The 4,967-nt window shown below is 37.0% G+C and carries 4 protein-coding genes and 1 pseudogene; 4 read left to right on the top strand and 1 reads right to left on the bottom strand.

The genetic code is table 11. The features are described from left to right. Positions 1-150 precede the first annotated feature (150 nt). Entirely contained in the window at positions 151-1,080 is a 930-nt protein-coding gene (locus IQ228_RS20975) for a leucine-rich repeat domain-containing protein (protein ID WP_027400844.1), read from the bottom strand. A 122-nt stretch (positions 1,081-1,202) separates the two neighbouring features. Here IQ228_RS20975 and IQ228_RS20980 point away from each other — a divergent pair, with 122 nt between their 5' ends. The 4 genes and pseudogenes from IQ228_RS20980 to IQ228_RS20995 form a co-directional block, all read left to right on the top strand. After that, positions 1,203-1,949, top strand: a complete 747-nt coding sequence (locus IQ228_RS20980) for a hypothetical protein (protein WP_168466691.1) — start codon at positions 1,203-1,205, stop codon at positions 1,947-1,949. 249 nt (positions 1,950-2,198) lie between these two features. Next, positions 2,199-3,023, top strand: coding sequence for a hypothetical protein (locus IQ228_RS20985; protein ID WP_193964281.1), 825 nt, complete (start codon positions 2,199-2,201; stop codon positions 3,021-3,023). Then, positions 3,016-3,894 (top strand): GTPase domain-containing protein, encoded by an 879-nt coding sequence (locus IQ228_RS20990; RefSeq protein WP_193964282.1) that lies wholly within the window; start codon positions 3,016-3,018, stop codon positions 3,892-3,894. Before IQ228_RS20985 ends, IQ228_RS20990 begins: the two co-directional genes overlap by 8 nt. Positions 3,895-3,898: 4 nt before the next feature. Continuing rightward, a pseudogene (locus IQ228_RS20995) lies at positions 3,899-4,967 on the top strand (hypothetical protein); the annotation flags it as partial.

Consider the following 4,967-nt stretch of genomic DNA (forward strand, 5'->3'; position numbering starts at 1 on the left):
GTATAGACTGACCCCTCTCCAAACCTCTCCCCTGCAAGGGGAGAGGCTTTAAAACCCCCATTCCCTTGCAGGGAAGGGGGGTAGGGGGGTTAGGTTTTTGGAGATTACGGGTTTGATATAATACTTTTCAAACAACCTCTTAGTGATTTGCTAAAAACTAAAACGACAAATAGACTCTGGTTGGATGGGACATTGTTTAGAAATAAGCGGGTTATCCTGAACTTTAAGAGTCTGTAAATTTTCCAAAGCGGATAAAGATTGAATATTTTGGACTTGATTTTTTTCTAAGTAAACAGCAGTTAATTTAGTCAGATTTGACAAAGATTGAATATTTTGGATTTGATTTTCTCCCAGATAAACAGCAGTCAATTTAGTTAAATTTGACAAACTTTCAATATCACTAACTCGATTTTCTTTCAAGTCGAGAAAAGTTAAATTATGCAAATTTGCTAAAGGTTTGATATCGCTGATTTGATTCTTCCACAAGGAGATAAAAGTTAAATTATGCAAATTTGTCAAGGGTTGGATATCCCTGATTTGATTTTTCCACAACGAGATAAAAGTTAAATTATGCAAATTTGTCAAGGGTTGGATATCCCTGATTTGATTTTCCCACAAATTCAGGGTAGTTAACTTAGTTAATTTTGATAAGGGTTGGATATCAATAATTTGATTTCCACCCAGGTCAAGAGAAGTTAAATTAGTCAAATTTGCTAAAGGTTTGATATCACTAATTTTATTTTCCCATAAAGAGATAAAAGTTAAATTAGTCAAACTTGATAAAGGTTGGATATCACTAATTTGACTTTTCCACAGGTTAAGAGTAGTCAACTTAATCAGTTTTTGATGAGCTTGAGTACAGTTTGTCGTACCAGCAGTTTTTAATAATACTTCAACCGTGTATCTCGTCTGTTGAGGTAGCTTGGCTTTTTGCTCACACCATTGTTGAAAGTTGTTTGGTGTTTTTGCCGTTGTCACAGGGTTTTTAGCAGGTTTTTTTACAGGTGCAGATGAGACTGGCAATGTGTAAAGTCCTAACGTGAATGTAAAAACAGTAGCCGCAGCTAAAATTAGTTTCATAATTTTTAAATTACACAGAATCCACAGTAATTATACCATTGATGACAAACTTACAGCCTATTTTAGGTTTAATTATTGTATGATGACGTTTGGATATACGTAATGTCACAAAAATAATCAATGTGGGAGTAATATATATAGGCGATCGCGCAACAGGTAAGACTCACTTAGCACTAGAGTTAGTCAACCCCAATGGTGAATATGTCAAAGTTGCCAATCTCGATTATGACAATCTGAGAGTGCAATTGTTGGATGAAAACTCACAACCCTACGCGACACCTCGACAAATGCCCTACGAACGGTATTTAGAGATGGAGGTGCGGCTACCGTCTGGTAATAAGCAAATGGTAGTAGATTGGATTGATACAGCGGGGGATGTGTGGGACAGGAATTTGCAAAAGGATAGTCCTGAACAATGGAATCAATTTTTACCTCTCATTCGCAACAGTGAGGGAGTGTTGCTTATTCTTCCACCCCATCGGGGCATGAGTTTACAACCAGGTATAGATGTGGAGCAGTTTGTCACGCAAAAACAATGGTGTAATCGCTTTGACAGATGGGTGAAATTTTTCCATCATCAATGTCCCAATGTTAGACATTTAGCTATTTGTATCAATAAAGCTGATTTATTTTGTGATTTATCCCAGGAAGGTGGTAAACTGGCTTACAAGCCTTATGGTAGTTCCCTGAACTGGCAGCAGCGGCATACTTATGTTTTACAAAGATATTTCCGTCCGATTTATTCCCAATTAGAACAATTGAATAATGGTCTTTCCGGTGGCTCGGTGCGGTGTTTTATTACATCTATTCATCATCGAGGTTTATTAGAATTACCTTGGATTTATTTGGGTAGTTTTTTAGCGAAATAGGTTTGAATTGTGTTAGACAAATTTTTTCATGGATTGAAACCATCTCCGGGGCTATATTCGTCATTCTCTGTTCTTTACAGCGATTTCCAATCATATAAGCTACATCTTAGCCCCCTCATCGCACCCCCCTAAATCCCCCCGCAGCAGGGGGAAGAAAAGGATAAGCTTTTGATACTGGAGGGGGTTGGGGGTGGGGTTCTTGTTCCAGGTTTGATAACAATTTGCTGTAAATAATGAAAAGGGTGTAACATGGGCAACATTCATATAATCGGACCACAGGCTTCTGGCAAAACTACTTATTTAGCGGCTTTGGCTTATCAACCATTAAAAACAAAGCAGAAAAATAAAAATTTTAAAGTTCAAGCGTTGAATGAAGAAACTAGAGAATTAGCAGACAAGGCGGAAAACATTATTTTAGAGGGTGCATCTTTAGAACCTACTTATCTTGATGTCAAAACAATTGATGATTTAAAAGTCTATTCATTCATTATTGAAATTCAGAAAAAATGGCGAAAGCTAGAGAAAATAAACTTAGCTGTGCGAGACTATCCAGGAGAAGTTTTTAAAGAGTTGGAATCAGTTTCTGCTAATCCATTACATGAAGAATTTATGAATGAGTGTTTAAGTAAAGATACTCAAGGGTGTTTAGTTTTATTAACAGAGTGGAGACAAGGAACAGATAAATTTTATAAACGAGTCTTTAAAAGGTTTATAAATTTAATGGATAAACAGGAAAGATTGCATGATTTACGTTTAGCTGTAGCCATGAGTAAATGTGAACGGGGGGAACTCTGGCCTGGTCGGTTAGATCCTGAAAATGATTTATTTGCCATTCATTTCCCAGAAACTCTGTCATTTTTAAAAGACAATATTCCTCCTAAAAATTTACAGTTTTATGCTATATCTACTTTTGGGGTTTTAGGAAGTAAAGATCCGCGCCCCAATCGTAAACAAGAATTAGGACAAGGGGGCAGATATTCTGTGTTACGAGAAACTGATAACTGGTCGCCCTATGGCATGATTTCACCTCTCTATTGGTTAAGTACGGGTAAGAGGATGAAAGAAGATGTTTAATTTATTTAAGAATAAAAATCAGCCCCCATTACAAAGTAGTGGGGTGTTACGAGTTATAGGCGATCGCTCTTCTGGAAAAACTACATATATGGCTTCCTTAGCCCGATGGCCAAATGCTGATCCTGATAGTCCAGTTCAGGCTGTAACGGCTGTGAATGAAGGGGGAGAGAAGTTACTTAGTCAGGCTCAAAATATCTTAGAACAAGGGCTAGAACTAGAAAGAACTCCATTAGCTTTAACTGTATCAGATGTCAATGATTGCACTTTACAAATAACTCTGAAAGAAAAAAAATTAGGTTCTAAATTACTGAATTTAAATATCAGTTCTAAAGATTATTCTGGTGAATTTTTCGATGGTTTATTACATCGCGGTAAAAATACCCAATTAGATGAATATTTAGAAGACTGTTTACAGTGTAATGGTATTCTGTTTTTGGTTGATGGTAGTAGTCGGCGCAAAGATTTAGAATATGCCAATGGTTTAGATAAATTGCTGTTAGCACTTGACCGGAATGATCTGGGTGGAAGTAAGCGCCGCATTGCCTTAGTATTGAATAAATGTGAACAATCTGATTTGTGGGTAAATCGAGATAAACCAGCGTTCTTAGCATCAGCAAGGTTTCCCCAAGTTTGTAGAAAATTACAATCATGGCAACAAATGGGAGGGGGTGATATAGAATTTTTTACAGCTTCGGCTTTTGGGATGTTGGGTAGTAAATATCCAGAGCCAAATGTTAACTTACTCACTAAAACTAGGGGGGGAGTAACAGCAGTAATTAAAAATCCCAAACTTTGGCGGCCTTTTGGTTTGGTTGCTCCCATTTATTGGCTTTGTACAGGTTCACGTCATCAGGAATTAGATAAAGGTTAAAAACATGAGTTCACCAAATATTGAAATTCACGAATTTAGTACAGGTATTCACTTTCAACAAAGGGTTAATGGTTGGGTGTCTCTGGGTTTTACAGGACAATACATGAACGCTACTATTAACCCTATTCCTCAAGTTGTAGAAAGGTCTATTGCTAATCAGGAATTTGCTTTAACAGAAGGTTCATCTACGGAAAACCCAGCAATTATTGGCCGGATAGTAGGAAGTGGTAATGATGCTTGGTCTGTAATGGCTGTTGTCACACGAGGACAGGATGAAGTGGGACGCAGTGCGGCTTTTTATCGTTATTTTTTGTGTCAGGGAGATAATAATTTACGGTTTATATTAACTTGGTGGGAACAAGACCAAAAACCAACATTTAACCCCTTAGATTTTGAAGGTAGTCCTTTTTTATTTATGGGAGAATCTGGTCAACCTCACCTGACAAAGGAGGATGAATCTTTACCGTTTGAACAAGATCAAGCAATAGTATTACCAGCAGAAAATCAAAGTGATTTATTTACTCTTAACGCCTTAGCAATCATAAAATTTAACAAGTCTAAAAAAGTTTTACCTGTTGCGTGGGCTTTTAATGTAGAAGCATTGGAAAAACCAGAACGGTTTCAAGTAATTCAACCAGCATCACAAAGAGCCTGTGATGGATTAAAACGAGCCATTGCTAATGCTGCTCAGGTTGTTTCAGCAATAAATATTGATGAAGCGGCGTTAAAATCTGCTATTCGCAGTTTAATGAATAGTTCTACTGTCAAACCGGAAGCAGTACAAGAAATTGTTAAAGGTTTAGAAAATAAGGATGTCACCGCTGATTATTGGGAGAGTTTATTTAATGCTCAAGGTGCGGATAAAGCGATTAAGCAAAAGATTTATAGCTCCCAAATGGTACGACTAATAACGTTGAGAGCAATGGTAATTCCAGAGAGTTTACCGCAGTTTTTGGCATGGTTGAATGTTCAAGCTGGTAAAAAACCTGATGAAAATCAAACTGTGTCTTTAGATTTTCAAAAAGCTATTCGGGCTTCATTCCCTAAAGAACAACTAACAAAAGGAATTAGAT

Origin of the sequence: Dolichospermum sp. LEGE 00246, from assembly GCF_015207865.1 — a bacterium.
GTDB lineage: Bacteria > Cyanobacteriota > Cyanobacteriia > Cyanobacteriales > Nostocaceae > Dolichospermum > Dolichospermum heterosporum.